This is a genomic window from Anoxynatronum buryatiense, assembly GCF_900182905.1.
GTDB classification, from domain to species: domain Bacteria; phylum Bacillota; class Clostridia; order Peptostreptococcales; family Tindalliaceae; genus Anoxynatronum; species Anoxynatronum buryatiense.
The window spans coordinates 1-2,343 of the sequence record NZ_FXUF01000037.1; the positions used below are offsets into that span (position 1 = coordinate 1).

At 30.0% G+C, this 2,343-nt stretch carries 3 protein-coding genes; 1 reads left to right on the top strand and 2 read right to left on the bottom strand.

The genetic code is table 11. The features are described from left to right. Positions 1–203 (top strand): hypothetical protein (locus QOL74_RS18280; RefSeq protein ID WP_283410945.1); only part of this gene is annotated, 203 nt, incomplete at its 5' end. Here the strand turns inward: QOL74_RS18280 and QOL74_RS18285 are convergent. Further along, positions 200–703, bottom strand: coding sequence for a hypothetical protein (locus QOL74_RS18285; RefSeq protein ID WP_283410946.1), 504 nt, complete (start codon positions 701–703; stop codon positions 200–202). The genes QOL74_RS18280 and QOL74_RS18285 overlap by 4 nt on opposite strands. After that, positions 693–1,568, bottom strand: coding sequence for a hypothetical protein (locus QOL74_RS18290; protein WP_283410947.1), 876 nt, complete (start codon positions 1,566–1,568; stop codon positions 693–695). Before QOL74_RS18290 ends, QOL74_RS18285 begins: the two co-directional genes overlap by 11 nt. Between the last annotated feature and the right edge of the window lie 775 nt (positions 1,569–2,343).

A 2,343-nucleotide genomic window follows, 5' to 3' on the forward strand; every position in this document is an offset into this window, starting at 1 on the left:
TCCCAGTAGGCTTCGTTCTCATAGGCGTAAGTGATGCCGGTTTGCTTATTGGTTTGATAAACGATGCTCATACCCATCCCTCCTCGTTATATATTGTAATGTATAACGATGTAAATGTCAATCAAATAATGCTTTATTTTGTTGGAATATCAATGTTTTTTATCGATTTCATCGTTATATATCTCGGGAAGGCAGGTTGTTAGCTGAGGTCATTATCATCTATTTCAAATAAGTTTAGAACTGTAAACACAATGTCTATAAATGCTAACAGAACATAGGAGAATAGAAAAATTTTTATACTATCATAAACATAAGACTTGCTTACAAAAGAAAAAGCTTTTATATATGGTAAATCAATTGAGTAAGTGAATGTTATAACTACCACCAATATTAGCGAATATGTCATTCTCTTAATTTCCAATATAATACTTCGTTCCAAATCTTTTAAAATATTCGATATTTTATTATCATTCATCTTTTTAAACCTATCAGTCAATGCGTACAAAAACGTTGCTAGAGTAATTGATAATCCAATAATAATAAAGAACAGCTGAATAAGATTATTATTATCTATAATAATCAAATTGTTTTTATCTTCAACAAAGTAGGATAACGTAAATGATAATATAATTAAAATAATCTCTGGTAAATAAAATTTTTTCATCTTCTTTTTATCTTTTTGACCGTCAATTTTATTTTTCATCAACTATCTCCGCTCTACTCATTAGCTTTAACTCAACTCTTATTTTAGAACTTGGATTTGTAAGTTGTTCCTCAACATTATCTTCAGTTGTAATTTTTTTAGCATATTCATGATCTTGTTTTGTAACTGTATTACCATCCTCAATAACTTTTGCACTCCAACTTCCAGCTCCATTCTCAATATATTCTAATATCTCAGCTGTATCTTCTTCTGTTTTTTCAAACCTTAAACTGTCGTTTTCATTTTTTAAAGTCAATTCAGTAGTTGCAGTATTAAATTTTTCTTTTAGTAGTTTAGTAAACTTATTAAAACTCAGAATCCCTTCAAACAGATTAGGAGAATGAAACTTAAAAGTCACTTGTACAATTTCAGGATAACAGTTAACCATTTCCCAAAAGCTATCTTTTTGCTTGATTGCTTCTATGTTGACTATGTAGCTATACTCCTCCGCAATACTTTTAAACATTTGTTCCAAAGCTTTTGCTGATGTCATTGTATTTGAAAATGCTTTTTGATCATACTGAATTAAAATAGTATGTTCTTCAACATCAATTATTATATAAACTGGTGGGAAACTAGCAGTATTTATTCTGTCAATGTCTACGTCACCTTCGACATATAATTCTGTTTTATGATCTCGTGCAAATTTTAATAAATAAATTTTACTATTGATGTCGCTAATATAGTATAAAATTTGGTCTTTATTTTGGTACTCAAATTTAAATTTTACATCCTTTTTTAACTGTAATAAAAAATCTTTGATAAGGAGACTCTTTTTCTCGATAGGATATTTACTAATCATATGGCTAATGTCAAATTGCTCGTTTTTTAGTCTAATGCTATACCTATACGCATTTAATATCATATATTACTCCATCCTTTCAACTTATAGATTATGATTTAGCTAACGGTCCGCATTTGCGACGCCTTCGAACTGGACTCCAAAGGAATACCCATTAGCGGAGCTCCGCTCCCAGTGAGAAGGTGTGGTGCTGAACCTGCCCCATAAACGTGCTTCCAGCACCTTTATGCAAATGTATTGTTATCGGAAGTTCAACACTTCAATAGTTAGGCAATATCTTCAATACTCTTCTTTATTTCTTCCTCCCTTAATTCGATAAGATATTGAATCCAAAAATAACTTATCAGTAAACAGGACATTAGAAATGATGCATCCTTTATGTTATGAATATTGAATATCAAAGTTAGAGAGGAGCCAATTGCAATATACTGTGCAACTCTTGATCTAACTTTTTGTAAACTGACAGTTGGATATACAATATGAAATGAAAACCAAAGTATAGATATAAACACAAAATTGGTATAAATAACTCCTACTGCATTAGAAGCTAGAAACACCCCCAAGAACTCTATATTAAAGATTATAAAAAGACTTGGTATTCCAATTATAGGAAATACAGTTAGATATGAAAACACAAATAGAAAAATAATGTATGATTTAAAGGTAAAATTTTTCATTATATCAGTATACTTTGCTTTCTTTCCAAAAACAATAAAACTTCGTATTTTACCTTCTTTATAAACTGTTTAAGCCGAAACAAACTGACCAATTGCTGATGCTATTGCCTGTCCGAAAATTGCCGGATATAATGACCATAACAAATCTTGAGAAAGGAAAG